We start from the raw sequence: 26,396 nt of genomic DNA on the forward strand, positions 1-26,396 counted from the left end.
ACGGCCCGAGAAACGCCGGAGGGCCCCCGGACAGGTCCGGGGGCCCTCCGCGGCCGGCGGGTGGCGGCTCAGATGAAGTCGGCCAGCTCGCGCAGCAGCGCGGCCTTCGGGCGGGCACCGGTGATGGTCTTCACCAGCTCGCCGTTCTGGTACACGTTGAGCGTCGGGATCGAGATGACGTTGTAGGTGGCAGCGGTCTGCTGGTTGTTGTCGACGTCGAGCTTGGCGATGGTCAGCTTGTCGCTGTGCTCGGCGGCGATCTCCTCCAGGATCGGGGCGACCTGGCGGCACGGGCCGCACCAGGTGGCCCAGAAGTCGACCAGGACGGGCTTGTCGCTCTTGAGCACCTCGGCGTCGAAGGTCGCGTCGGTCACGGTGATGGTGGCGCCGGCCACGGCACTCTCCTTGGGGTCACGGACGAGGGGTGCCTCGCCGCCGCGGGGGCGGCTCGGCACCTTCGGACGGGATAACAACCGCGAGGGCTGTTCTGTTTCAGGGGTGGTCGGGGGGTGGGGGTCAGACCGCGACGGCCGCGGCCTGGGCCTCCAGGTCGGCCAGCGAGGCCAGGTAGCGCTCGGCGTCCAGGGCGGACGAGCAGCCGGTGCCGGCCGCGGTGATGGCCTGGCGGTAGGTGTGGTCGACCACGTCGCCGGCGGCGAAGACACCGGGGATGTTGGTACGGGTCGACGGCGACTCGACCTTCAGGTAGCCCTCGGCGTCCAGGTCCAGCTGGCCGGTGAAGAGCTCGGTGCGCGGGTCGTGGCCGATCGCGATGAACAGGCCGGTGACCGGCAGCTCGCGGGTCTCGCCGGTGGTGGTGTCGCGCAGGGTGAGGCCGGTGAGCTTCGGGTCGCCGTGGATCTCCTCGACGGCGCTGTCCCAGGCGAAGGTGATCTTCGGATCGGCGAAGGCACGCTCCTGCATCGCCTTCGAGGCGCGCAGGCTGTCACGGCGGTGGACGACGGTCACGCTGCGGGCGAAGCGGGAGAGGAAGGTCGCCTCCTCCAGAGCGGTGTCGCCGCCGCCGACGACGGCGATGTCCTGGTCCCGGAAGAAGAACCCGTCACAGGTGGCGCACCAGGAGACACCGCGGCCGGACAGGACGTCCTCGCGGGGGAGACCGAGCTTGCGGTGCTGGGAGCCGGTGGCGACGATCACGGCGCGGGCGCGGTGCACGGTGCCCTCGGAGTCGGTGACGGTCTTGACGTCACCGGTGAGGTCGACGGCGACGATGTCGTCCGGCACGAGCTCGGCGCCGAACTTCTCCGCCTGGGCCCGCATGTTGTCCATGAGCTCGGGGCCCATGATGCCGTCGCGGTGGCCCGGGAAGTTCTCGACCTCGGTGGTGTTCATCAGCGCGCCGCCCGCGGTGACCGCGCCCTCGAAGACCAGCGGCTTCAGGGAGGCGCGCGCGGTGTACAGCGCAGCGGTGTATCCGGCGGGGCCGGACCCAATGATGATCACGTTACGGACATCGCTCACTGCATCTCCTGGTTCGCTTCGCGACCCGCGCTGGTGCGGGGAGGGCGGTCCTGCTCCGCCGCCCGGGACAACGACTGCCCAGTCTCCCGCATTCCCGGGCACGGCTGTGTCACATGCCCGCACTGTGGGAGCGAATGTTCCGATGGGTGGTTGTTCCGGCGGCCGGGCCGGGGTGCCCTGCGGGTGGGCGGAGGCGCAGGCTCAGCCGGCGGGGACGGTCCGGTGGAGCACCACGCCGGGGGCCGAGCAGTCCGGGGTGACCAGGTAGACGTCCAGCCGGTCGGTGCCGTCGGGGTACACCAGGGCGGTGACGGCGGTGGCCTGGTAGCGGCCGGGGGCGACGGCGAGCGGGGCGCGGTCGCCCTGCCCGGTGAGCGCGGCGGCGCAGGACGGCGCGGTGGTGCCGACGGAGGTGCGGGGGGACTCGCCGCCGCCCTGCTGGGTGAGCGCCTCCGGCGTCTTGGAGCTGCCGGGGGCGCTGGAGGCCGTTCGGACCAGCTGCTGGACCTGGGCGGCCAGCGCGTCGTCCCGGAAGGTCGTCCCCGCGCTCAGGGCCGGCTGCTCCGCGCTGCCGGCCGCGGGCCTGGCGGCGCTGTCGGCGGCGCCGCCACCGCCGGTGGAGGAGAGCGGGAGCAGTAGCGCGCCGAAGCCGATCACGGCGGCCGCCGAGACGGTGGCCAGCAGCAGGCGGACACGGCGACGTCCGCGCGCCGTCCGGCCGGGGCGGCCCGGGCCGGTGCCGCCGGCGGGGTGCCCGCTCGGCCGGCCGACGGCCGGGGGCACCGCTTCAGCGGCGGCGGCGTCGGCGGTGTGCGCGGGGGAGGGGGCGGTCTCCGTCCGGGCCGCGGCGAGCGCGGCGTCGATCCGCCCGGCGACGTCGGCGGGCATCGGCGGGGTCTCCACCGCGCCGAGCAGTTCCCGGACCTCGGCGAGGGCGGTGAAGGTGTCCGCGCACTCGGCGCAGTCGGCCAGGTGGCGGCGGAGGGCCGGCTCCTCGGCCGGGTCGGTGAGCTGCTCGGCGAGGTCGGCGAGCACCTCGACGTCGGGGTGGCCGGACTCCGGCTCGGCCGGGCCGGAAGGCGGGTGCGGCGTCATCGCTTGGTCCCATCTCCTTCCAGCGCGGTGCGGCGCCCGTCGGCGCCCGTACCTGGGACGGTGCCGGGGCCGGACGGGTTCCCGCGTGGCGGTGTTTCACGTGAAACATCCGTGCGAGTGCCGTCGGCCGGGGCGCCGCCCTCCGCCGTTTCACGTGAAACACCGCCGCCGCGCAGGTGGCGGACCAGCGGCAGCAGCCGGGCCCGGCCGCGGGCGCAGCGGCTCTTCACGGTGCCGACCGGTACCCCGAGCACCTCCGCGGCCTCGGCCACCGAGTAGCCCTGCATGTCGACCAGGACGAGCGCGGCGCGCTGCTCGACCGGCAGGGCGGTCAGCGCGTCGGTGACCTCGCGGCGCAGCTCGGCCCGGACCACCACGGTGTCGGTGGCCTCCGCGCTGCCGAGGGCGGCGTCGAGGCGCTGCGGGTCCTCGTCCAGCGAGCCGGCCCGGCGGGAGGCGGCCCGGCGGGCGCGGTCGAGGCAGGCGTTGACCACGATGCGGTGCAGCCACGTGGTGACCTGGGAGCGGCCCTGGAAGGTGTGGGCGGCGCGCAGCGCGGAGACCAGGGCGTCCTGGAGCGCGTCCGCGGCCTCCTCGCGGTCGCCGAGGGTGCGCAGGGCGACCGCCCAGAGGCGGTCCCGGTGGCGCCGGACGAGGAGACCGAAGGCGTCCGGGTCGCCGGCGACGTGCCGGGCCAGCAGATCGGCGTCGGACGGCTCCTCCGCCATGTCCGCCACCCCCTGCCCGTCCTCGCTCAGCCGTTCACCGTGATCTCGGCCACCTGGCCCCGGTACTTGCCCCCATCGTTGGGGATGGCGGTGAGCCAGATCAAGAGGAACCGGGTGGTGATCGGCTTCTTGGGCTTGAGCTGGAGGTCGCCGCTGCTGCTGCCGGAGGCGATCGCCTCGCCGAAGCCGTCGAAGCCGGCCTTGCCGGTCTGCGGGGTGCCGGTTGCGCCCGGGGCCGCCTTGAGCTCGACCGTGTGGTTGCCGCCGGCCAGCTTCACGTCGACCGAGCCGACGGTGCGGGCCGTCCCGAGGTCGAGCAGCAGGCCGGTGCCGGGCCGGTAGCCACCGCCGAACGGGTCGTTGTAGCCCTGGGTGGTCCAGACGGTGTCGGCCTTGCCGTCCTTGAGCAGGGGCAGCTCCGAGGCGTGCTCGGCCTCCTGGTCGCCGAAGGCGTTGAACGAGGTCGGCGTGTAGGCGAGGGTGACCCCGGCGAGCGGGGCGCTGGACTGCTGCGCCGGCGGCGCGCTGGACTGCCCGGCCGGCGGGGCGGCCTGCTGGGTCTTCGACCGGTTCAGGTACTCGACGCCCTGCCAGGAGGCGACCACGATCGCGGCCAGCGCCACCAGGGAGGCGGTGGCGCGCAGGGCCGTCCGCAGCAGCCGGCGGCGGCGCCGGGGCCGCGGCGCGGGCGCGGTCGTCTCCTGGTGGACGGAGTGCTGCGGTCGGGGGTGCGGAGCCGGCCGGGCGGCGGTGTGCGGCGCCGGGCTGTGCGGCGCGGGCTGAGGCTTGGGCTTCGGCTTGGCGGCGGTGAACGTGGGGGCGGGCTGCTCGGGCTGCCGGATCTTCGGCATCAGCGCGATCGCCTTGGCGAGCTGCTCGGGGGTGGTGATCGGGGACTGGTGGTGCGGCGGGTGCTCGCACAGCGCCCGGGCGGCCAGCTCGGACAGGCCCTTGTGCACCCCGGCCCGGACCTGGTCCGGCGGCATGCAGCCGAGGCTCTTCGGCATGCCGCGCAGGTCGTAGCGGTCCTCGGCGTACGGCCAGCGGTGGGTGAGCGCCGCGAACAGCAGGGCGCCGATCGCGCGGGTGTCGGTCCGCTCGGCCTCGTCAGTGGTCAGGCCGCGCAGCGCGGCGTCCACCGCGATGCCGTTGATCCGGTACTGGCCGGTGTCCGTGCGGAGCACGCAGCGCGGGGTGAGCCGCAGATGGGCCTGGCCGCGGCGGTGGGCGGCGGCGACCGCGTCGGTGACCTGACGGACCATCTGGTACGCCTCGTACGGCTCCATCGGACCGTCGGCGATCAGGTGGGCGAGGTCGGAGGCGTCCGGCAGCCACTCGCGGACGACGTAGACCAGATCGCCCTCCTGGACGGCGTCGAGGACCTGGACGAAGCGCGGGTCGCCGAGCAGGGCGGCGGAGCGGGCCGCGGTCAGCACCGCCTTGGCGCGGCGGTGGCCGGCCGCCATCAGGTGCACGCCGACCGCGCGGCGGAGCTTCTCGTCGACCGCGCGCCAGCTGCTGAAGGTCTCCGACTGGGTGATGCACTCCTCCAGCCGGTAGCGGCCGCCGATCTTGTCGCCGCTGTGCCGCAGCGGGGCGGGCTTGGCGGCCGGGAGGGTGCCGGTGTCGGCATCCAGCGTCTCGGTGCTGACGACGGGTCGGTCGTCGCGGGCGGGGGCGTCCGGGGCGGTGCGGTCGGGCCGGGAGGAGCCGCGGGAGGAGGAGCGGCGGGCCGGGGCGGCGGCACCCCGGGCGGTGAGTTCGGCGGCGAGCTCGGTGGCGGAGAGCTGGGCGGTGGACTCCCCGGCCTCCTCGCGGACGGCTGCGGCCGCCTGCTCCGTACGGGTGGCATCGGCGGCCTCGTCCGAGGCGTCGTCGTCGGCGGTGTCGTCGTCGGAGGAGCCGGAGGCGTCGGCGGTGTCCTCGGCGGAGGGCTCACGGGCCGTCACGGCGTCCACGAGGGCCTCTGCGGCGGCCTCCCCGACCTCGGCCTCCTCGGCACCGTCGGAGGCCTCGGAGGGCTCCTGGGAGGCCTCGGGAGCGTCGTCCCGGGTTTCGCCCGGGGCGGTGGCTGCGGCGGGGTCGGAGGCGGCGTCAGCGGCGTCCGAGACGGCGTCAGAGTCCTCGTCCGCGGAGTCCTGCCCGGCGGCGGACGGGCCGCCCTCGGGCGTGATGTCCTCGATTGCCATGGCCAGCGCCGCCTCGTCCGCGACGGTCGTGTCGACGACCGCCTTGGTGCCATCAGCCACCGTGGTCCTGCCTCCCCTTAGTTCCGGCCCGGTCCTGAGAAGTCGGCTTGCCCTGACGCCGGGGCTCCGGGCCCGCCAGGACAATTGTGCCCACTGATTCTCCCCTGGTACGACCGCTGGGCCGCCCGACCGGTTGCGCAATCATCCGCGATCCGGTGGACGGCCCGTCATCGGGGTCCCCCCTCGGCGCAGCCGCTCGGGCTGCGCCGGGTTGACGTTATGTCATGCTCAGCGGCCGAGTCGGCTGCGCACCATGCCGAGCATCGCGTTCAGCTCCTCGATCCGCATCCGCCGGGCGACCAGCAGGAAGGTGCCGACCTGCACCGTGGCGGCCACCACCAGGGTCAGCACGCCGGCCGGCCAGCCGTCCAGCAGGTCCAGCATCACCAGCTCGACGGCCAGGCCGAAGGCGGCGGCCGGCAGCGAGGCGATCGCGAGGCGGACGTAGGTGCGGCCGATCCGGCCGGTGTCCAGGCCGCCGACCCTGGCCTTCAGCCGGGGCACCGCCACGGCGACGCCCACGGCGTAGGAGGCGCCGTAGCAGAGCGCCATGCCGGTGACCGCCCACTGGGCGGGCAGCACCAGCCAGCAGAGCACCGCGGTGCCCGCCTGGCAGGCCGCCACCCAGACCGTGTTGGAGAACGGCGTACGGGTGTCCTCGTAGGCGTAGAAGCCGCGCAGCAGCACGTACTGCACCGAGTAGGGGATCAGGCCGAGCGCGAAGGCCGACAGCATGTAGCCGATCGACAGGGCGCCGTGCGCCGCCGAGCCGCCGTTGCCGAGGCCGTAGACCGCGTAGCCGATGACCGGGCCGAGCGCGAGGAACAGGAAGGCCGCCGGGACGATCGCCACCGCGGAGGTGCGCAGCCCGTACGAGAGGTCGTCGCGGACGGCGCCCGCGTCGTGGTCGGCGGCGGCCCGGGAGAGCCTGGGCAGCACGGCGCTCATCACCGAGACCGTCACCACGGCCATCGGCAGCTGCCAGATCAGCAGGGCGTTGGCGTACGCGGCCAGGCCGACGCCCAGGTGGCCGTCCTCCTCTGCGGCGATGCCGGAGGCGGTGGCGAGCTGGGTGACGACCAGGAAGCCCGCCTGGTTGGCCAGGACGAACAGGAAGGTCCACTTGGCCAGCCGGGCGGCCTTGCCCAGGCCGTGGCCGCGCCAGTCGAAGCGCGGCTTGAAGGAGAACCCGGCGGCGCGCAGGTACGGGATCATCGCCAGTGCCTGGACGGCGAGGCCCAGCAGGGTGCCGATACCGAGCAGCCGCACGCCCTCGGGGGAGATCGTCTGCGGGGTCACCTGGCTGTGCTGGAAGGTGCCGTAGACCCAGATGTAGCTGCCGAAGGTGAAGATCACCACGAGGTTGTTGAGGACCGGCGTCCACATCATCGCGCCGAACCGGCCCCGGGCGTTGAGGATCTGGCCCATCACCACGTGCACGCCCATGAAGAACATCGTCGGCAGGCAGTACCGGGCGAGCGCGACCGTGGTCTCGGCGCTGGCGGGGTCCCGCATCAGCGAGTGCGAGATCAGCTGGACGAGCAGCGGCGCGGCGAGCACGGCGACCGTCGCCACGCCCGCCAGCCCACAGACCACCAGGGTCAGCAGCCGGTTGGCATAGGCCGTGCCGCCGTCCTCGTCGCTCTTCATGCTGCGGACGAGCTGCGGTACGAAGACGGCGTTCAGCGCGCCGCCGCCGATGAGGATGTAGAGCAGCGTCGGCAGCGTGTTGGCGGCGTTGTACGAGTCGCCCATGGTGCCGACACCGATCGCGGCGGCGATCACCATCGTGCGCAGGAAGCCGGTGCCGCGGGAGACGAGCGTGCCGGCCGCCATCACCGCACTGGAGTTGACCAGGCTCGCCACCCTGCCAGCCGCCGCACCGGGCACCGGCTCCGCCGCGGGAGGGGCCAGGGGGGGAATGACGGGCGGAGCGGTGGGCGGAGCAGCGGGTGGCGGGGTGCCGCCCTCACCGAGCGCCTCGTGCAGGCCCGCCTCCTCGGCGGTGAGCGGCGGGTCGAACTCGATCGTCGGGACGAAGGGCTGTGGCTCGGGCGCGCCGCCCACGCCGCTCAGCAGCGCGTCCACGCCCAGGTACTCGGCGGCCTCCGCCTCGGCCTCTTCCTCTGCCGCCGCTTCCGCGCGGCTGCCGTCGTCGTCCCCGCCGTCCCCGCCGTCCTTGCCCCCGTGTTCCTCGCCGTCCGGGGCGGGCGGCTGCTCGGCGGTCAGCACCGGGGTGCCCGCCCAGTGCGGGACGGGGGAGCCGAGGGCGACCGGCGGTGCCTCCGCCGGCTGGGGGCCGGGCTGCGGCGGCAGCGCCGCTGCCGCCTCGGCGGTGGCCAGCCCGTACGGATCCTGCTCCGCCGCGCTGCCGAAAGCGTCGCCCGCGTGCGGATCACGGGCATAGGTGTCGTCCACGTACCAGTCGGTGGCGGGTTCGGTGGCCTTCGGTCCGACCCCGCCGCCTGGGCCGCCCCGGCCCTGTGCTCGCTCCTCGCGCGGACCGCTGCTCATGCCACCTCTTCGCTGGTCGGTGGAGCCCGGACGGGGTTCCCTCAGTGACCAACCTTCTCATCACCGGTGGCCCGATCCCGGGCATCTGCGGCGGACTCCGGCGGTGAGTCGGACGGCTTCACGGAGGCGTGTGCGGGAGCCTCGCCGACGCTGTCCTCCGCCGTCTCCGCGCCCTCCTCGGCAGTGTCGGCGGACGGTTCGGCGCCGTCCTCGTCGGCGTCCACCAGCCGCTCCGGGTCGAGGTCGACCTCGCCGGCCGCGGAACGCTTCTTGCGCTGCAGGTAGAACCGGACGCCGGCCAGCGCCATCAGCACCACACCGCCGCCGATGACGTACATGACGCCGCTCGCCACCGAGGTCACCTCGACGGTGAACGACACCGCCTTGCCGTACGGCTGCGCGTTCGGACCGGTCGTCCACAGCTGGGCCGTCATCTGCACCGGGCCGTTGACCTGCGCCTCGGCGGGGAAGCGGAAGGTGCGACTGGTGGTGCCGTCCAGCACCACGGTCGCCGCCTCGCCCACGTTGAGCCGGTTCACCTGCGAGGAGGTGACCCGCAGCTGCAGGTTGCCGACCGCCTGGTTGAGGTCGTTCTTGACGCTGATGAGCAGGATCGCGTTGTCGCCCGGCAGCGTGATCACGCTCTTGGCCGGCACCTTCACCGCGGCGGTGAGGTTGGCCAGGTAGCTCTGCACGCCGTCCCGGTACGCCGCGGACGCCTCGGCGTGGTCGCGCCACTCGGTGGACATCGAGCGGACCATGGCCGCGTTGAACGGGCCCCGCACGCGCTGCGGCTGGGTCAGGATCTGCAGCAGCTGGTCCAGCCCGGTCTGCACGCCCATCACCGAGCCCAGCGAGGCCGAGGACAGCTCGGAGCCGCGCAGTTCGCCCGGGTAGTCGCCCGGGACGGAGCCGTTGGCCTCCGGGTCGGCCGGGGCCGTGGCGACGGCGTCGAGGCGGGCCGGGGCCACCCAGCCGCCCGGCTGCGCGGCCGCGTGGAGGGCGGCGGCCAGCGCCTCCGCGGTGCCGACCGTCAGCGTCCGGGACGGCATCACCAGCAGGCTGCGCTGGTCGTCCGGGCGCTGCTGGGTGATCGTCATCGTCTCGGCCAGGAAGCGCTGCTCGGCCAGGCTCTGTGCCTCGTCGGAGTCGAGGTTGCCGGAGAACAGCGAGGAGAGCACCGGGTCGGCGACCACCGCGGTCTGACCGTTGCCGATCGGGCGCGCCGCGTTCGGCGTGTAGGAGAGCGAGCGGGACTCCGGCATGGTCGAGCCGTTCACCAGCACCAGGTCGGCACCGGCGGTGCGGGCGACCCCGGCGGTCGGCTGGTCCAGCCGGCCCTGGTACGGCCAGGCGACGTCGCCCTTCACGTCCACCGACAGTCGGCCCTCGGCCGTCACCTTGCCCGCGGTGGCGGCCTTGCGCAGGGCGGTGTCCATGCCCGCGAGCCCGCTGCCGTTGTGCGCGATCGAGGCGAGGTCCGGGTCGGCGTACGGCAGCGCCACGACCTGCGAGCCGTTGGCCGCCACCGCGGTGCGCAGCTGCGCCAGCCAGGCGGTGGCGACGTTCTGCCCGGCGCCGGCGACGGTGTTCTCCTCCTTGGCGGACTCACCCGCCGTGCCGGGCTTCTGCACCCGGTACGGCTTGGTCATCGCGTACACCGTGTCCAGCAGGTCCGGGTCGATCACCCAGGTCAGGTTGGGCAGCGTCTGGCCGATGGTCACCAGCTTGCCGAGCCGCCCGTTCGGGCCGAGCTCGGTGGCCAGGCCGTCGTCCCGCAGTACCGGCATCTGGTCGTTGTCCGGCATGGTCTGCGCGACCAGCTCGGGGGCGTGCGTGATCGGCCAAAGGGTGGCGATCTGGGTCTGCTTGGCGCCCGGTGCGGTGTTGTACGGCAGGAAGGTGCGGGCGATGCCCAGCGGGCGGTCCTCGTCCGTGTCCCGGACGTCCACCGCGAGCTCGTACACGCCCGCCGCCTTCAGGCCCAGGTCGGCGGTCGACACCTGCAGGCTGTACGGCCGGGACTGGCCCGGGGCGAGGTCGCCCAGGTCGGCCTTGTGGCCCGCCAGGACGGTGCCGTCCTTGCTGGTCGGGTTGGTGCGTCCGGCGACCAGGTTGATCGCGCTGCGGGTGTCCAGCTCCTCCTTCGGGGAGCGCAGCACCACGTGCGCCGCCTTCACCGTGGAGGAGCCGGCGTTGGTGACCCGCCCGGTCACGGTCACGGTGGCGTTCTCGCCCGCGACCGGCGCGGAGACCGAGTCGATCTGCACGGTCGCCGGGTAGTCCGGGGAGGCGGTCGGGAAAGCGGGCGCCGCGGCGGTGGCGTGCGGCGCCGCGGACAGCAGAACGGTGCCGCCGGCCAGCACCGCGGCCAGGCGCCGGGCCGCCCGTCCCACACGTCCGTACGCTGTCAGGCCGTGCCGCGCCTCGCCCACGTGCTGTGCCCTCGCCGTTTCTCGTTCGATTGAGTGGATAGCCATGACCACCGCGGACCCGGTCGGGGTCCGTTCAGGCGCCGGGCAGCCCCGAGCGACCGGAGCACCGGCCTGCGCCGCCCGTACCGGGCTCTCCCGGCATGGTAACGACGTGTCCGGCGCACCGGTGGTGCGGGCCGCCGACTGCCCGGCCGCGCACCCGGCGCACCCGGGCACAGGCGCGCCGCGGGCGGAAAAAGCGACAGGCGGCGGGCCCGGCCGGGCACGTACCCTAGGGAGCCGTGTCCACTGCCAATGACTCCAGCGTCCATCATTCCAGTTCCACCGCGCCGACCGCCCTGCCCGGGCTGAGCGAGGCGCAGGCCCTCGGTCTGCAGGAACTGCTCCGGGTCTCGCCGGTCGCCGACGAGATCGCCCGCCGCTTCGAGGCGGCCGGCTTCCGGTTGGCGCTGGTCGGCGGCTCCGTCCGGGACGCGCTGCTCGGCCGGCTGGGCAACGACCTGGACTTCACCACCGACGCCCGCCCGCACCAGGTGCTCAAGCTGGTCAAGGGCTGGGCCGACGCGGTCTGGGACGTCGGCATCGCCTTCGGCACCGTCGGCGCCCGCAAGGACACCGCCGACGGCTCCTTCCTGATCGAGATCACCACATACCGCTCCGAGGCGTACGACCGCACCTCGCGCAAGCCCGAGGTCACCTACGGCGACACCATCGAGCAGGACCTCGTCCGCCGGGACTTCACCGTCAACGCGATGGCCGTCGACCTGCCCGGCCGCGGCTTCGTCGACCCGCACCACGGCCTGGAGGACCTGGAGGCCCGGGTGCTGCGCACCCCCGCCACCCCGGAGGAGTCCTTCTCCGACGACCCGCTCCGGATGATGCGCGCCGCCCGGTTCGCCGCTCAGCTGGACTTCACCCCGGCCCCCGAGGTCGTCACGGCGATGACGGCGATGGCCGAGCGGATCACCATCGTCTCCGCCGAGCGCGTCCAGGCCGAGCTCAACAAGCTGCTGCTCGCCGCCCACCCGGTGAAGGGCCTGCGGCTGCTGGTCGACACCGGCCTCGCCGAGTACGTGCTGCCGGAGCTGCCCGCGCTGCGCCTGGAGAGTGACGAGCACCACCGCCACAAGGACGTCTACGAGCACTCGCTCACCGTCCTGGAGCAGGCGATCGCCCTGGAGAAGGACGGGCCGGACCTCGTCCTGCGGCTGGCCGCGCTGCTGCACGACATCGGCAAGCCGCGCACCCGCCGCTTCGAGTCCGACGGTCGGGTCTCCTTCCACCACCACGAGGTGGTCGGCGCCAAGATGACCCGCAAGCGGATGCGGGCCCTCAAGTACTCCAACGAGCTGGTGGACGAGGTCTCCCGGCTGGTCGAGCTGCACCTGCGCTTCCACGGCTACGGCGGCGGCGAGTGGACGGACTCCGCGGTGCGCCGCTACGTCACCGACGCCGGCCCGCTGCTGGAGCGCCTGCACAAGCTCACCCGCTCCGACTGCACCACCCGCAACCGCAAGAAGGCCGCCGCGCTCGCCCGCACCTACGACTCCCTGGAGGAGCGGATCACCCTCCTCAAGGAGCAGGAGGAGCTGGACTCGATCCGGCCCGCGCTCGACGGCAACCAGATCATGGAGCTGCTCGGCATCAAGCCCGGCCCGCAGGTCGGCAGGGCCTACAAGCACCTGCTGGAGCTCCGCCTCGAGTACGGGCCGATGCCGTACGAGGAGGCCGTCGCCGCGCTGCGCGCGTGGTGGGCCGAGCAGGAGTGAGCCCTCCGGCCCCGGCCGGATATCGCGAATCCGAGCATCGCCGAGCGTAACCGGACGGTCGGCGGTGCGTTGCTCCGTCCGAGGGAGGGGATGCGCCCCTCCCCGGACGGAAGGACACGGCCATGGCTGTGGACGCGGTTCTGTTGGAGTCGCCGACCATGCGGGCGACCGTCGCCGACCGGGTCGAGGTGCTCGACCGGGTGCGGGCACTGCAGCTGCTGCCCGACGGCGTGCACGTCACGACCGAGGGAGTGGCGGCGTACTTCGGGGTTCTGCCCACCACGGTGAAGGCGGTGGTCTTCGACCACCGCGAGGAACTTGCTGCCAACGGCTACCGCGTGATGACCGGTTCCGAACTGGGTTGCTTCAAGGAGCTCAGTGGGATCCGGTCGCGCGCCCGCTCGCTCGCCCTGTTCACCCGGCGCACCGTGCTCAACGTCGCCATGCTGCTGCGGGACAGCGAGACGGCCCGCCAGGTGCGCTGCCACCTGCTGGACGTCGAGCAGGAGGCGCGCCGGTCGGCTGTGGACGGCGCCGCGCTGCCTGTGGACAACGCTCCGCGGTGGCCGGAGGGCTCGCTCCAGGCGGCGGTCGCCGGCGTCGCCGAGCAGGTGGTGCGGGACGTCGTCGGTACCGCGGTGGTGCCGCTCCTCAACGCACTGGCGATCGAGGTCGGCCGGAACAGCAGCAAGATCGACGCGATGGCCGACCGGGTCGACCGGCTGGAGCGGGTCGTCCTGGACGACGACGAGCGCACGGTCGCCCGGCGCCGCCGCCGGCTGCTGAGGGCGGTCGACGAGGGTGTGGACGAGGAGGAGCTGGCGGATCTGCTGATCTGACGATCGGACGAACGGTGCCCGGGACGGTTCCGATCCGTCCCGGGCACCGCCGACCTCGCGAGGTCAGGACTTCTTCGGGGCCGCGGTGGAGCCCGGGGTCTTGACCGTCCCGGAGGTCAGCGGGCCGAGGCAGAGCACGTAGTGCTTCTTCCGCCAGCGGCGGCCGGTGCTGCCGCTGAAGGTGGCCGTCGTCCCGGGGGTGCCGTCGCAGGCGGCCACGCTGCCGCCGCTGATGTTCTTGAGCACCTTGTAGGCGGCCTTCGGGTCGCTGCAGGAGACCTTGGAGACGCTCTTGTAGCCCGTCTTCTCCACGCAGTCGCCCGCCTTCGCGGCGGAGGGCGAGGAGTCGGCGACGAAGAAGCCGATGATGATCACGACCGCGCCGGCCGCCGCCACGCCGGCGCGCAGCCAGAACTTCAGCGGCCGCCGGGGCTTGGGCGGTGCGGGCACCACGGCGCCGGGCGGCGGCGGGTACGCGGGCGCCGGGTGGCCGGGGCCGCCGCCGTACGGGGGCTGCGGTCCGACCGGCGGGGCGGGCGGCTGCTGGCCGGGGCCCGGATAGCCGTACGCCGGGGGCGGCTGCTGCCCGTACGGGGGCGGCTGTTGTCCGTAGGCCGGTGGCTGCTGCCCGTATGCGGGCGGCTGGCCGTAGGCCGGTGGTTGGCCGTACGCCGGCGGCTGCTGGCCGTACGCCGGAGGCGGCTGCGGCGCCCCGTAGGGCGGTTGCCCCTGGGGTGCCGTGCCGTACTGCGGCTGGCCGTACGGATTCTGCGGTGTGCTCATCGATCCCCCCGTGGGCTGCTGAGGTCGCGCCGGTACGCGGACGTACCTTAGCGACTCCCGGCCGGCCGACGGGACGTCAGTCCCCGCCCGGGGCGGTCGGAACGGGCCGCCCGGGCGTAGAACAGCGCCCCCAGCGCGTAGGTGAGGGCGACCCCGCAGACCACCCCGACGGACCGCCCGTTCAGCGGCAGGACCAGCGCGGTGATCCCGGCGGCGGCGACGAAGGAGACGTTGAACAGGACGTCGTAGACGGCGAAGACGCGGCCCCGGTACTCGTCCTCGACGGATTCCTGGACGAGCGTGTCGGCGCAGATCTTGGTGCCCTGGGTGACCACGCCGAGCAGCAGGGCGGCGACCAGGCTCGGCCACTCGCGGAAGGTCAGGCCGAGCGCGGGGACGAAGACCGCCGCGGCGGCCAGGCAGGTGACCATCCAGCCGGTGAGGCCGAGCCGGCGGGTGAACCAGGGGCTGATCAGCGCGGCGAGGAAGAAACCGACCGCGGAGAAGCCGACCGCGCGGCCGAGGCTGGTCAGGCCGCCGGCGGCGTCGTCGGGGGAGTTGAAGGTGTAGCGGGAGAGCATCAGCACCACGACGATCAGCACGCCGTAGCAGAACCGGGCGAGGGTGACCGCGGCCAGCGCGTGGGTCGCCGGGCGGCAGTCGCGGACCAGGTGGCGCAGTGCCGTGCCGAGGTCTCGGGCGGCGGTGGTGAGCGCCCGGCTCAGCGGCGGCCGGTCCGGGTGGTGCTCGGGGCCGAGCAGGTCGCGGTCGATCAGCAGGGCGGCGAGTGCGGCGGAGAGGTAGAGCAGCGCCGCGATGCCGACCAGGGCGGCGTCGGCCCGCGGGCTCGGCGGGAGCACCTGGTGGACGAGGAATCCGAGGCCGCCGCCGAGGGTGGCGGCGACCGTGCCCATGGTGGGGGAGACCGCGTTGGCGGTGACCAGCTGCCGGGGGTCGACCACTCGCGGCAGGGCGGCCGAGAGGCCTGCCAGGATGAACCGGTTGAGAGCGGTGACCAGCAGCGCGGCGGCGAAGAACAGCCACTCCGGTGCCTGCCCGAGCAGCAGGGCCGCGGTGGCGAGGCCCAGTCCGAACCGGGCGAGGTTGCCATAGTGGAGGACCTGGCGGCGGCGCCAGCGGTCGAGCAGCACGCCGGCGAACGGGCCGACGACCGAGAAGGGCAGCAGCATGACGGCGAGCACCGCGGCGATGTCGCCGGGGGAGGACTGCCGCTCGGGGGAGAAGATCACATAGGCGGCGAGTGCGACCTGGAAGGTGCCGTCGGAGAGCTGGCTGAGCATGCGGACCACCAGCAGTCGGCGGAAGTCGCGTCCGCGCAGCAGCCCGCCGAGCGTGGCGCGGTGGGGCGCCTGCCTGCCGTCGTTCCTGGTGATCGCCACCCGGACAGGTTGCCATGCCGGGCGGCGCGGTTTCACGTGAAACATCGCTCGGCTCCGGGAACGCCGAAGGGTCCCGGTCGTGGACCGGGACCCCTGGAGGTGGCCTGCTCAGTGGTTCAGCGCCCGTCGCCGGGCACGTCGCCCTGGGGTCAGCGCTCGACCTCGCCGCGGATGAACTTCTCGACGTTCTCCTTGGCCTCGTCGTCGAAGTACTGCACCGGCGGGGACTTCATGAAGTAGGAGGACGCGGAGAGGATCGGGCCGCCGATGCCGCGGTCCTTGGCGATCTTCGCGGCACGCACGGCGTCGATGATGACACCGGCCGAGTTCGGGGAGTCCCAGACCTCGAGCTTGTACTCCAGGTTCAGCGGAACGTCGCCGAAGGCGCGGCCCTCGAGGCGGACGTACGCCCACTTGCGGTCGTCGAGCCACGCGACGTAGTCGGACGGGCCGATGTGGACGTTCTTGGAACCGAGCTCGCGGTCGCGGATCTGCGAGGTGACGGCCTGGGTCTTGGAGATCTTCTTGGACTCCAGGCGCTCGCGCTCGAGCATGTTCTTGAAGTCCATGTTGCCGCCGACGTTCAGCTGCATGGTGCGCTCGAGGATGACACCGCGGTCCTCGAACAGCTTGGCCATCACACGGTGGGTGATGGTGGCGCCGACCTGGGACTTGATGTCGTCACCGACGATCGGCACGCCGGCCTCGGTGAACTTGTCCGCCCACTCCTTGGTGCCGGCGATGAACACCGGGAGGGCGTTCACGAAGGCGACCTTGGCGTCGATGGCGCACTGGGCGTAGAACTTGGCCGCGGCCTCGGAACCGACGGGCAGGTAGCAGACGAGGACGTCGACCTGCTTGTCCTTGAGGACCCGGACCACGTCGACCGGCGCCTCGTCCGACTCCTCGATGGTCTCGCGGTAGTACTTGCCCAGGCCGTCCAGGGTGTGGCCGCGCTGCACGGTGACACCGGTCGGCGGCACGTCGCAGATCTTGATGGTGTTGTTCTCGCTGCTGCCGATGGCGTCGGCCAGGTCGAAGCCGACCTTCTTGGCGTCGACGTCGAACGCGGCGACGAACTCCACGTCACGGACGTGGTACTCGCCGAACTGCACGTGCATCAGCCCGGGGACCTTGCCGGCCGGGTCGGCGTCCTTGTAGTACTCGACACCCTGCACCAGCGACGCGGCGCAGTTGCCCACGCCCACGATGGCTACGCGAACCGAACCCATTCCGGTTGCTCCCTGTGTTCTCATGAGGCCCGCCGTGAAGGCGGTTCTCGAATCCCTACTGGTATGACTGTCTGACGGGCGCGCGGCGCCCACTCCTCCCACGGTTCCGGTGCCGCGAAGCACCTGGCCGCGGGTCTCAGCGCTCCTGTGCGGAGCGCCCCGGGCGGTCGTGCGGTGGCCTCGGCGGGTCCGAGGACCCGGCCTCCTGGCCACGGCCGTCCGAAGTCTGTGTCGCACCGGCCGACGCGCCGTTGCGTCCGGTGGTGCGGTTGGCCCGCTCGGTCTCGATGAGCTCGTTGAGCCAGCGGACCTCGCGCTCCACCGATTCGAGGCCGTGCCGCTGGAGTTCGAGCGTGTAGTCGTCGAACCGCTCGCGGGTGCGGGCGATCGAGCTGCGCATCCGCTCCAGCCGCTCCTCCAGCCGGCTGCGGCGGCCCTCCAGGACGCGCATCCGCACGGCCTTGTCGGTCCGGGCGAAGAACGCGAAGTGGACGCCGAAGTGCTCGTCCTCCCAGGCGTCCGGGCCCGATTCGGCGAGCAGTTCCTCGAAGCGCTGCTTGCCCTCGGCGGAGAGCCGGTAGACGATCTTCGACCGCTTGCCGTTGAGCGCTGTGGCGGGAACGTACTCGACGTCCGGGTTGTCCTCGACCAGGAAGCCCTGGGCGACCAGGTTCTTCAGGCAGGGGTAGAGCGTGCCGTACGAGAAGGCACGAAACGAACCGAGCAGGACGTTGAGACGCTTGCGCAGCTCGTAGCCGTGCATCGGAGCGTCGTGCAGCAGGCCGAGAACGGCGAATTCCAGCACTCCGGAACGCCTGCTCATCCCCTGCCGCCTCCTCTCCCCGTGGCTGTTGGGCCGGTGCACGGGGCGGTTATGCCGTCCCGATGTATCGGCTCGATATATCGAGAACAGTAAACCGGGGTCACGATGTGAGCAAGGGGGGCACGCGTGAACGTGATCACAAGGTGGCCGCGGTGTGGACCGGTGGCGTGCGCGGGCTCCACGTCAAGTCCGACGCGGCCCGGTAGGCAACGGCACTGTAATGATCTGCCGGCGTTATGCGGCTTTTGTCCTTTAATGCCCGAATGTTGACGTTTGAAGGATGCGTACGCTGTCGCGTGTGCACGAGGACCACCTCCGGGGATCAGGCGGTTGCGGGCATCGGAAGTGAACCCTGCCTTCGGGCCCGGAATGCCCGACCGAGGAGCTGCTGAGAGATGAGCGAACACCGGCGAAGGTTGCCCAACGGAGGCGGCGGCCAGCCCCCGGGTGGCCACGGCGGGGGCCGTCGGCCCGACGCCTACGGCAACCCGTCGGGGGGCGCGCCCTCCCACGGCCGACCCGGACCGGACGAGCTCCGCTCCGAGGGGCTGCGGCGTGCCCGCGCCGCTGGTCCCCGCGAGACCGCCCAGCAGCCCCGGCTGACCCGTGCCGAGATGCGCCGCCAGGGCCAGAACGGCGGTGGCGGCGGTGGCGGCGGCCGGCGGGGCGGGCCCCCGGCCGGCGGCGGCCGCGGCGGCTCCGGCGGCCCGGGCAAGAAGCGCTTCATCGACTACCCGCGCTGGGGCAAGGACGGCTTCCGCCGTTGGATCCCCTCGTGGAAGCAGATCCTCTCGCTCTTCCTGGTCTTCTTCGGCGGCACCGTCGCGGCCGTCGGCGTCGCCTTCGCGATGACGCCCGTTCCGGACCCGAACAAGCAGTTCGAGGAGCAGAACAACATCTACTACTGGGCCGACGGTTCGGAGATGACCCGCAAGGGCGCCACCAACCGCCAGATCGTCCAGCTGGCCGACATCAGCCGGGCGGCGCAGGACACCACGATCGCGGCCGAGAACGAGACGTTCCGCACCGACAAGGGCATCGACCCCAAGGGCATCGCCCGCGCCGTCTACAAGATGGCGACCGGCGGCGAGACCCAGGGCGGCTCGACCATCACCCAGCAGTACGTGAAGAACTACTACTTGAGCCAGGACCAGACCGTGACCCGCAAGGTCAAGGAAATGTTCATCACGCTCAAGATCGCCGACCAGAAGGACGAGGTGCTCAAGGGCTACCTCAACACCAGCTGGTACGGCCGGAACTCGACCGGCATCCAGGCCGCGGCCCAGGCCTACTACGGCAAGGACGCCTCGCAGATCAACATCTGCGAGGGCGCCATGCTGGCCGGCCTGCTCAAGGGCGCGGCGCTCTACGACCCCTCGCTCAGCACCGACAACCACAAGCGCATGCAGGAGCGCTGGGACTACGTGCTGAACCGGATGGTCATCGCGGGCCTCACCAGCAAGGCGGAGCGCGACAAGTGCGGGCAGGCGTTCCCCGAGCCGATCAAGCCCAAGGCCGCCTCCAACATGACCGGTGAGGTCAGCTACCTGGTGGAGACCGCCAACAAGTACCTGATGGCGAAGGACCCGACCATCAGCCAGGAGGCCCTGCAGCGCGGCGGCTACAAGATCTACACCACCTTCCAGAAGGACAAGGTCGACGCCCTGAAGAAGGCCGTCGACGACTTCCAGAAGGCGAGCCTGCACCCGGACAAGCGCGAGGAGGACAACTTCGTGCAGATGGGCGCGGCCTCCGTCCTCCCCAACGACGGTGCGATCGTGGCCATCTACGGCGGCTCCGGCATCGAGAACGGCCACTACACCAACAACGCCGACGCGTTCGGCATCCCGGTCGGCTCGACCTTCAAGCCCTTCGTGCTGGCCGCCGCCATGCAGCTCGGCGTCCAGACCAAGATGGACTCGGACGGCCAGCCGACCCGGATCAGCACCGACAGCCGCTACATGGCCAACAACCTGTCCGAGATCTTCAAGTCGGACGGCAGTCCGGTGATCGGTGACAACGGCCAGCCCTACAAGCAGAAGAACGACAGCACCTCCAGCCCCGGGTACGTGACGCTGAAGGAGGCCATGAAGAACTCCTACAACGTGCCCTTCGTCCAGCTCAACCAGGACGTCGGCGGCAAGAACGTGGAGAGCATGGCGCTGCAGATGGGCCTGCTCAAGGGCAGCCTGGCGCCCTCCAGCACCATCACCTTCCCGCTCGGCACCTCCACCCCGAGCGCGATCCGGATGGCCTCGGCCTACTCGGTGTTCGCCGCCCACGGGCAGCAGACCGACCCGTACTCGGTGCTGAGGGTGCAGAAGGACGGCGTCGACATGCCGAAGTTCGCCAAGCCCCAGGCGAAGAAGGTGCTCGACGCGGCCGTCGCCGACAACGTCACCGACGTGCTGGAGAACGTGGCCAAGAACGGCACCGGTAAGAAGACCAACGAGCTGGGCTTCCCGGTGGCGGGCAAGACCGGTACCACCGACTCCGGCACCTCGGCCTGGTGGGTCGGCTACACGCCGAGCCTGGTGACCTCGGTCGGCATGTGGCGCGAGCAGCCCGGCAAGCCCGGTCTGCTCTCGCTGAACGGCACCGCCGGCAAGAGCGAGATCCACGGTGGTGACTTCCCGACCGACGTCTTCACCCGCTACATGAAGATCATCGGCCCGGGCAACCCGAAGAACTTCCCGGACCCGGAGGAGGCGGGTGTGAAGCTGGACGCCTCGGGCGCCCCGTCGACCGCCTCGCCCTCGGCCTCCGTCTCGGCCTCGACCAGCGCCTCCCCGACGGAGACCCCGTCGACCACGCCGAGCCCGAGCAGCGGACCGACCGGCAACAGCCCCTCGCCGACCGCGACGGACAGCTGCTTCATCCTCTGCCCGACCCGGACGCCTCCGACCAAGCCCGGCAAGCCGACGGCGAGCCCGACCGACACGTCCACCGCGGGCGGCGGCGCGCCAGCACAGTGACGACACTCCGGCGCCGGTCCGCCCCTCCGGGGGTGGGCCTGCGCCGGAGTCTTTGCCGGGGTCTCCTCGTCGTGCGGGCGGTGGTGCGGCAGTATGTCCGCCATGACGTCCAGCACCCACGAGACCGCCGGGCCCGCCCCCGTCCCGGCGGCCGGTCCGCTGCCCAACACCGTCGTCGTACCGGCCGACGAGGACCCGGTCGCGGCGGCCGGCAGCGAGGTGTTCGGCGGCCCGCCCGGGCGCCGCGCCCTGCTCGGCGTCTCCTGGTGGACCCCTGCCCGCTTCCTCGCGCTGGTCGTCATCGTCACCTATGTGCTCGGCCTGGTGCAGAAGGTCCCCTGCTACGACGGCGGCTGGTTCCACGGCGCGACCACCCAGTACACGCACGCCTGCTACAGCGACATCCCGCACCTGTTCTCCGGCCGCGGCTTCGACAGCGGGCGTCACCCGTACCTGGACCCGCTGCCCTTCCCGACCCAGGACATGCAGTACCTGGAGTACCCCGTCCTGACCGGCCTGTTCATGCAGGTCGCGGCCTGGCTGACGCCCACCGGCGGGGAGCTGCAGGGGCGCGAGCAGTGGTTCTGGATGGTCAACGCGGGCATGCTGATGGTCTGCGCGGTGGTGGTCGTGGTGGCGCTCACCCGCACCCACCGCAGGCGCCCCTGGGACGCGCTGCTGTTCGCCGTCGCCCCGTGCCTGGCCCTGGACTCCACCATCAACTGGGACCTGCTCGCGGTGGCGCTGGCCGCCGTGGCCATGGCGTACTGGGCCGGCTCCCGGCCCACCGCGGCCGGTGTCTTCATCGGCCTGGCCACCGCGGCCAAGCTCTATCCCGTCCTGCTGCTCGGACCGCTGCTGGTGCTCTGCTGGCGGGCCGGGAAGTGGCGCGACTTCGGCCGGGCACTCGGCGGCGCGGTCGCGGCCTGGCTGGTCGTCAACCTGCCGATCATGATCGCCAACTTCAAGGGCTGGGCCACCTTCTACACCTTCAGCCAGGTCCGCAAGGAGGACTTCGGCTCGTTCTGGCTCATCCTCATGCAGGACCGCAACCAGCAGCTCCCCACCCTCAACACCTGGATCTCGGTGCTGCTGGTGCTCTGCTGCCTGGCCGTCGGCTGGCTCGCGCTCGCCGCCCCACGGCGGCCGCGCTTCGCCCAGCTCGCCCTGCTCGTTGTCGCCGCGTTCGTGCTGACCAACAAGGTCTACTCGCCGCAGTACGTGCTCTGGCTGATCCCGCTGGCCGCGCTGGCCCGGCCGCGCTGGCGGGACTTCCTGATCTGGCAGACCTGCGAGGTGCTGTACTTCCTCGGCGTCTGGTCCTACCTCGCCTACACCGGCGACTCCAAGCAGCACGGCATCGGCCAGGACTGGTACCACCTGGCGATCGCGCTGCACCTGATCGGCACGCTCTACCTGTGCGCCATGGTCGTCCGCGACATGCTGCACCCGGAGCGCGACCCCGTCCGCTGGGACGGCAGTGACGACCCGTCCGGCGGTGTGCTGGACGGCGCCCCGGACGTCTTCGTCCTCGGTGCCGCGCGCCGGCAGCGCGAGGAGGCGACCTACGCGGCGTACGCGCCGCAGTACGACGCGGACTGGCTCGAATCGGTGACCGCGTCGGGCGCACCGGCCGACGGGGACTGGCCGGCGCCCGCGGAGCACGGGGACGTCGCCGAGCAGGGCCGCCCGTAGGACGGCCGGCGGCTACGCGGCCCCCAGCAGCGTCTCCCGGTGGTCCACCACCCGGTCGAAGTGCGTGGTGGTGTGGCGGACGGTGAGCGAGAGCTCGTCGCCGATCACCGGGGGCTTCAGGTCGCCGGGCAGGAAGAGGATCGACACCTGCATGTGCGGCGGCTCGGCGAACCACAGTTGGCGGCCGGCCCAGGCGTAGGGCGAGAGGGTCCGGTTCACCGTCGCCAGGCCGGCGCGGGCCAGGCCCTTGGCCCGGGGCAGCATGCCGTGCAGGTACTTGGGAGCCTCCAGGCCGACGCCGTGCGCGGTGCCGCCGGTGACCACCAGCAGGTGGCCGTCGGACGGCGCCTTGTGCTGGCGGTACCCGTATCGCTCGCCCTTGGCCACCGCGGTCACGTCCAGCACGGTCGCCGCGGCGTGCAGCGCCCCGACGTCGCCGAGCCAGAGCCGGGTGCCGATCCGGGAGCGGAAGGCGGTGTCCGGGTGCAGCGCGGACAGCCGGGCCAGGTCGGCCGAGGCCAGGTGGCTCAGGTACACGGTGTCCGGCGGCGGTCCGGCGGCGGCGATCGCCCGCATCCAGTCGGACACCTCCCCGACCGGGTCCGAGCCGTCCGGCCGGTCCAGCGGCAGGTGCAGCGCGAAGCCCTCCACCACCGGCCCGTCCGCGGGCAGCTTCGGCAGGTCGGCGCGGGCGATGCCGTGGCGTCTCATGGTGGTCATGCACTCCACCACCACCCGGGCGCCGGGCGGGAGCGCCCGCAGCGCGTCGACGTGGGCGACCGTGCGGACCGTCCCGGACGGCACCGCGGGCGCGTCCTCGCCCGGCCGGTACGGGGTGAGCACCAGCAGCTTCCCGGGGAATCGGATGTCGGCCGCCTCCTGTGCGGTGCCCACCGCCAGGATCCCGGTGCCGAGCAGCGCGGCCTCCTCGGCGAGCCGGGCGTTGCCGAGTCCGTAGCCGTTGCCCTTGGCCACCGGCACCAGGCCGGGGAACTCCGCCAGCACCGCCTGCTGGTGCGCCCGCCAGCGGGCGGTGTCCACGTACAGCGACAGGGTCATCGTCACTCCCCGAGGATGTGGTGAGGGCGTATCAGCGGCGCGACATGTAGAGGTCGAGCGCCTTGTGCAGCAGCTTGTTCAGCGGGAAGTCCCACTCCCCGAGGTACTCGGCGGCCTGGCCGCCGGTGCCGAGCTTGAACTGGATCAGGCCGAACAGGTGGTCGTCCTCCTCCAGGGTGTCGCTGATCCCGCGCAGGTCGTACAGGGTGGCGCCAAGCGCGTAGGCGTCCCGCATCATCCGCCACTGGATCGCGTTCGACGGCTTGACCTCGCGCTTGTGGTCGGCGGAGGCGCCGTAGGAGTACCAGACGTGCTCGCCGACGGTGAGCATGGTGGTCGCGGCCAGCGGCTCGCCCTCGTGATAGGCGATGTAGAGCCGCATCCGGTTCGGGTCCTCGGCGGCCAGCGACTTCCACATCCGCTGGAAGTACGCCAGCGGGCGCGGGGTGAAGCGGTCCCGCTCGGAGGTGACGACGTAGAGGCGGTGGAAGACCTCCAGGTCGTCGTAGCCGCCCTGGACGACCTCGACCCCGCTCTTCTCGGCCTTCTTGATGTTGCGCCGCCACAGCTGGTTGAAGCCGCGCTGCACGTCGTCGAGCGAGCGGTCGGCCAGCGGCACCTGGAAGACGTACCGGGGCTGGACGTCGCCGAAGCCGGCGCCGCCGTCCTCGCCCTGCAGCCAGCCCGCCTTGCGCAGCCGGTCGGCGACCTCGAAGGCGCGCGGCTCGTACCAGTCCGGGTCGACGTCGCGCAGCCGCTTGGCCTCCTTGGCCGCGATCGCCGCCTTGAGAGTGGTGGCGTCCCAGCGGCGGACGACGACCGGCGGGCCCATCTTCACCGAGAACGCGCCCTGCGCCTTGAGGTGGGCCAGCATCGGCTGCAGCCAGGAGGCGTCGAGGTCCCGGTCGAACCAGTCGATCACCGGGCCCTCCGGGAGGTAGGCCAAGTAGCGCTTCACCTTCGGGAGTTGCCGGTACAGCACCAGGCCGGCGCCGACCGTCGCGCCCGTCTCGTCGAACCAGCCGAGGCTTTCTGCGCGCCACTCCGCCTTCACGTCCGCCCAGGCGGGGATCTGCATGTGGCTGGCGGAGGGACGGGACTGGATGAAGGCGAGGTGTTCCTCGCGGGTGATCGTCCTCAGGCGCAGGCTCATGCTGGGATGCTCCTCCTCGGTCGGGCGGTCCAGGCGGGCGGTCACGGCGACCCTATCGCCCGAATGGTCCGTTTCTGCTGGGGTCGGCGCCGACGTGCCGGTGCCCTCACCGCATACCTGAGCACAAGTAAGTACGCGGGGAGGGCACCGGAGGTCACGCGTCGCTCCGGCGTGCGGGTGTCACCACACGCCCCCGAAGAATCCGCCGTGCGCGAGACCCAGGTAGAAGCCGACGCCCGCCAGGCCGGTCGAGATCACCAGTGCGAAGCGTTCGGCCGTGGTGACCGAGATGAACTGGCCCCACATGCCGGCCACGATGCCCACCAGGCCCGTCCACGAGCTCATGATGTGCAGGTTGTCGAAGAACGAGCTGACGAACGCCAGCAGGCCGAAGACGGCGGCCACCGCGACCATCGCGTTCTCGCGCGGGTGCGCGTGGCCGTCGGTGTTGAGCGTGAGGGCCGGAAACCGGCGGACGGTCTGAGCCAAGGGACCCACCTCCAGGGTGGACGGGCGGGACGGGCGGCGCGGACCGCGCGGCGCCGTCGGCGGCACGGACCGGAGAGCGTGCCGTTCCGTCCAGATTGCGGCCGATATGCCCTGGATCACAACCCCTATGCATTTTGGACCGGAGCGTTCGGGCGGGTAGGCTGTGCGGTCTGCACTGGTGTAGGTGTGCCCCCGTATGCCCATCGCCGGAGACGGTTGTCAGACCCCGCCACTACGGTGGCCGGAGTCGTCACCGCACCGGTGCGACGCTGCACAACCCTCCTGCCACGGAGAGACCGTGGCCGTTGAGTCCAAAGGAGGTGGGTTACCCATGCGTCACTACGAGGTGATGGTGATCCTCGACCCGTCGGTCGAGGAGCGCGCTGTCTCCCCCCTGATCGAGAACTTCCTCAACGTTGTCCGCACTGGTGGCGGCAAGGTCGAGAAGATCGACACCTGGGGCCGTCGTCGTCTGGCCTACGAGATCAACAAGCAGTCCGAGGGCATCTACTCGGTCATCGACCTGAAGGCCACGCCTGAGGTCGTCAAGGAGCTCGACCGCCAGCTCAGCCTGAGCGAGTCGGTTCTGCGGACCAAGGTCCTGCGCCCGGACACCCACTGAGCCACCGCTGACGCCACCGGCGTCAGGTGACTCACGCACGGTGTTTCACGTGAAACACCGGGCGAGCACCGCAGAACTCCTTTTTCCGAGAGGTCATCCCACCATGGCAGGCGAGACCGTCATCACCCTCGTCGGCAATCTCGTCGACGACCCCGAGCTGCGCTTCACCCCGTCGGGTGCCGCGGTCGCGAAGTTCCGCATCGCGTCCACTCCGCGCACCTTCGACCGCCAGACCAACGAGTGGAAGGACGGCGAGAGCCTCTTCCTCACGTGCAACGTCTGGCGGCAGCCGGCGGAGAACGTCGCCGAGTCGCTGCAGAAGGGCATGCGCGTCATCGTGCAGGGCCGACTGCGCCAGCGGTCTTACGACACCAAGGAAGGCGAGAAGCGGACGGTCTTCGAGGTGGAGGTCGACGAGGTCGGCCCGAGCCTCCGGTCGGCGACCGCCAAGGTCACCCGGGCCAACCGGTCCGGCGGCCCGGGCGGTGGCGGCAACTTCGGCGGTCAGCAGGGCGGCGCTCCGTCCGGCGGCGGCTGGGGCGGCGGCCAGCAGGGCGGTGGCGGCGGTGGCTGGGGTGGCAACCCCGGCGGCCAGTCCGGCCCGTCCGACGACCCGTGGGCGTCCTCCGCGCCCTCCGGTGGCAACCAGGGCGGCGGCTGGGGTGGAAACTCCGGCGGCGGCTACTCGGAAGAGCCCCCGTTCTAGCGGTGCACGCCGGGCACGGCCCCTGGGCCGGGCCCCGGCATGCTGAGAGATTTCGTGCGGTCCGCGCCGCCTCGCGCGTCCGGGCCGTCCATCCCCAATGGAGCACATGATGGCGAAGCCGCCTGCTCGCAAGCCGAAGAAGAAGGTTTGCGTCTTCTGCAAGGACAAGGTCAACTACGTTGACTACAAGGACACGAACCTGCTGCGGAAGTTCATCTCCGACCGCGGCAAGATCCGTGCCCGCCGGGTCACCGGCAACTGCACCCAGCACCAGCGTGACGTCGCCACGGCCGTGAAGAACAGCCGTGAGATGGCGCTGCTGCCCTACACCTCCACCACGCGCTAAGA

21 protein-coding genes are annotated in these 26,396 nt (G+C 72.1%); 7 read left to right on the forward strand and 14 right to left on the reverse strand.

Going from position 1 to position 26,396, the window contains the following annotated elements:
• Positions 1 to 68: 68 nt before the first annotated feature.
• The 7 genes from trxA to AB0P35_RS15830 all read right to left on the reverse strand — a co-directional run bounded on the left by trxA (position 69) and on the right by AB0P35_RS15830 (position 10,464).
• Positions 69 to 395, reverse strand: coding sequence for a thioredoxin (gene trxA, locus AB0P35_RS15800; RefSeq protein ID WP_030270128.1), 327 nt, complete (start codon positions 393 to 395; stop codon positions 69 to 71).
• A 121-nt stretch (positions 396 to 516) separates the two neighbouring features.
• Positions 517 to 1,482, reverse strand: coding sequence for a thioredoxin-disulfide reductase (gene trxB, locus AB0P35_RS15805; RefSeq protein WP_363511006.1), 966 nt, complete (start codon positions 1,480 to 1,482; stop codon positions 517 to 519).
• Positions 1,483 to 1,683: 201 nt separating this feature from the next.
• Entirely contained in the window at positions 1,684 to 2,577 is an 894-nt protein-coding gene (locus AB0P35_RS15810) for a hypothetical protein (RefSeq protein WP_363511008.1), read from the reverse strand.
• Positions 2,574 to 3,305: an RNA polymerase sigma factor SigM gene (gene sigM / locus AB0P35_RS15815; RefSeq protein WP_179419422.1), complete on the reverse strand. Its 732-nt coding sequence runs from the start codon at positions 3,303 to 3,305 to the stop codon at positions 2,574 to 2,576. Before sigM ends, AB0P35_RS15810 begins: the two co-directional genes overlap by 4 nt.
• 26 nt (positions 3,306 to 3,331) lie before the next feature.
• A complete protein-coding gene (locus tag AB0P35_RS15820) occupies positions 3,332 to 5,554 on the reverse strand; it encodes a protein kinase family protein (protein ID WP_363511010.1) in 2,223 nt (740 codons plus the stop codon).
• Between the two features lie 228 nt (positions 5,555 to 5,782).
• Entirely contained in the window at positions 5,783 to 8,068 is a 2,286-nt protein-coding gene (gene murJ / locus AB0P35_RS15825; protein ID WP_363511012.1) for a murein biosynthesis integral membrane protein MurJ, read from the reverse strand.
• A gap of 41 nt (positions 8,069 to 8,109) precedes the next feature.
• Complete coding sequence (locus tag AB0P35_RS15830; protein WP_363511014.1) at positions 8,110 to 10,464, reverse strand: DUF6049 family protein; 2,355 nt, start codon at positions 10,462 to 10,464, stop codon at positions 8,110 to 8,112.
• 386 nt (positions 10,465 to 10,850) lie between these two features.
• On the opposite strand from AB0P35_RS15830, the gene AB0P35_RS15835 reads away from it, so the two are divergent.
• Positions 10,851 to 12,272, forward strand: coding sequence for a CCA tRNA nucleotidyltransferase (locus AB0P35_RS15835; protein WP_363511058.1), 1,422 nt, complete (start codon positions 10,851 to 10,853; stop codon positions 12,270 to 12,272).
• 122 nt (positions 12,273 to 12,394) lie between these two features.
• Positions 12,395 to 13,111, forward strand: a complete 717-nt coding sequence (locus tag AB0P35_RS15840; RefSeq protein ID WP_363511016.1) for a restriction endonuclease — start codon at positions 12,395 to 12,397, stop codon at positions 13,109 to 13,111.
• Between the two features lie 63 nt (positions 13,112 to 13,174).
• Here the strand turns inward: AB0P35_RS15840 and AB0P35_RS15845 are convergent, their stop codons facing one another.
• From AB0P35_RS15845 to AB0P35_RS15860, 4 genes are all read right to left on the reverse strand, one after another.
• Complete coding sequence (locus AB0P35_RS15845; protein ID WP_363511018.1) at positions 13,175 to 13,894, reverse strand: hypothetical protein; 720 nt, start codon at positions 13,892 to 13,894, stop codon at positions 13,175 to 13,177.
• Between the two features lie 47 nt (positions 13,895 to 13,941).
• Complete coding sequence (locus AB0P35_RS15850; RefSeq protein ID WP_363511020.1) at positions 13,942 to 15,294, reverse strand: MFS transporter; 1,353 nt, start codon at positions 15,292 to 15,294, stop codon at positions 13,942 to 13,944.
• 149 nt (positions 15,295 to 15,443) lie between these two features.
• Positions 15,444 to 16,526, reverse strand: coding sequence for an inositol-3-phosphate synthase (locus tag AB0P35_RS15855; protein WP_095873857.1), 1,083 nt, complete (start codon positions 16,524 to 16,526; stop codon positions 15,444 to 15,446).
• Positions 16,527 to 16,662: 136 nt separating this feature from the next.
• Positions 16,663 to 17,349 (reverse strand): PadR family transcriptional regulator, encoded by a 687-nt coding sequence (locus AB0P35_RS15860; RefSeq protein WP_095873858.1) that lies wholly within the window; start codon positions 17,347 to 17,349, stop codon positions 16,663 to 16,665.
• A 395-nt stretch (positions 17,350 to 17,744) separates the two neighbouring features.
• Here AB0P35_RS15860 and AB0P35_RS15865 point away from each other — a divergent pair, with 395 nt between their 5' ends.
• Positions 17,745 to 20,324, forward strand: coding sequence for a transglycosylase domain-containing protein (locus tag AB0P35_RS15865; protein ID WP_363511023.1), 2,580 nt, complete (start codon positions 17,745 to 17,747; stop codon positions 20,322 to 20,324).
• Between the two features lie 93 nt (positions 20,325 to 20,417).
• Complete coding sequence (locus AB0P35_RS15870) at positions 20,418 to 22,019, forward strand: glycosyltransferase 87 family protein (RefSeq protein ID WP_363511025.1); 1,602 nt, start codon at positions 20,418 to 20,420, stop codon at positions 22,017 to 22,019.
• A gap of 12 nt (positions 22,020 to 22,031) precedes the next feature.
• On the opposite strand, the gene AB0P35_RS15875 is transcribed toward AB0P35_RS15870, so the two are convergent.
• From AB0P35_RS15875 to AB0P35_RS15885, 3 genes are all read right to left on the reverse strand, one after another.
• Positions 22,032 to 23,078: an alanine racemase gene (locus tag AB0P35_RS15875; RefSeq protein WP_363511027.1), complete on the reverse strand. Its 1,047-nt coding sequence runs from the start codon at positions 23,076 to 23,078 to the stop codon at positions 22,032 to 22,034.
• Positions 23,079 to 23,109: 31 nt separating this feature from the next.
• A complete protein-coding gene (locus tag AB0P35_RS15880; RefSeq protein ID WP_363511029.1) occupies positions 23,110 to 24,231 on the reverse strand; it encodes a peptidoglycan bridge formation glycyltransferase FemA/FemB family protein in 1,122 nt (373 codons plus the stop codon).
• Positions 24,232 to 24,411: 180 nt separating this feature from the next.
• Entirely contained in the window at positions 24,412 to 24,720 is a 309-nt protein-coding gene (locus AB0P35_RS15885) for a hypothetical protein (protein ID WP_095873861.1), read from the reverse strand.
• A 331-nt stretch (positions 24,721 to 25,051) separates the two neighbouring features.
• Here AB0P35_RS15885 and rpsF point away from each other — a divergent pair, with 331 nt between their 5' ends.
• From rpsF to rpsR, 3 genes are all read left to right on the forward strand, one after another.
• Entirely contained in the window at positions 25,052 to 25,342 is a 291-nt protein-coding gene (gene rpsF / locus AB0P35_RS15890; RefSeq protein WP_030270167.1) for a 30S ribosomal protein S6, read from the forward strand.
• Positions 25,343 to 25,445: 103 nt separating this feature from the next.
• The gene (locus AB0P35_RS15895) at positions 25,446 to 26,048 is read left to right on the forward strand and encodes a single-stranded DNA-binding protein (RefSeq protein ID WP_095873862.1); all 603 of its coding nucleotides are present in this window, start codon (positions 25,446 to 25,448) and stop codon (positions 26,046 to 26,048) included.
• Positions 26,049 to 26,157: 109 nt separating this feature from the next.
• Positions 26,158 to 26,394, forward strand: a complete 237-nt coding sequence (rpsR, locus tag AB0P35_RS15900; RefSeq protein ID WP_030270170.1) for a 30S ribosomal protein S18 — start codon at positions 26,158 to 26,160, stop codon at positions 26,392 to 26,394.
• Positions 26,395 to 26,396: the final 2 nt, after the last annotated feature.

Origin of the sequence: Kitasatospora sp. NPDC085879 (assembly GCF_040686255.1) — a bacterium.
GTDB lineage: Bacteria > Actinomycetota > Actinomycetes > Streptomycetales > Streptomycetaceae > Kitasatospora.